This window comes from Streptomyces hilarionis, assembly GCF_024539675.1.
GTDB lineage: Bacteria > Actinomycetota > Actinomycetes > Streptomycetales > Streptomycetaceae > Streptomyces > Streptomyces hilarionis.
This window is the reverse complement of sequence record NZ_JAHHIT010000713.1, coordinates 1-275: the sequence shown is the minus strand read 5'-3', so window position 1 is coordinate 275 and position 275 is coordinate 1. Positions and strand designations below refer to the sequence as shown.

1 protein-coding gene is annotated in these 275 nt (G+C 41.8%); it reads right to left on the bottom strand.

Annotated features, from left to right (window positions below):
* Nucleotides 1-275: PHP domain-containing protein (locus tag KMS84_RS40110; protein WP_256921587.1), on the bottom strand; the 275-nt coding region annotated here is incomplete at both ends.

The following is a 275-nucleotide window of genomic DNA, read 5'->3' as shown; positions in this document are numbered from 1 at the left end:
CCTTCTGGCAGGATCAAAAAGACAAAGCACATGATAACCAATGTCAACTTCAAAACCTGGAAGAATACTAAGCGGTTCACGACCAAACTCTTTGGATACCGTCTTATTTTGCTCCACCAGATGCGTCAAAAACCAATCTCGAGGGTTTAATTTTTCCGAGAAGTTATGGTCAGTAATACCAACCACTTCTAAATCTAAAGCATGGCAACGCCGTAAAAATATTTTAGCTTTTTCCTGAATATCACTTTCGTCCGGCTGACCGTCAACCATGGGCC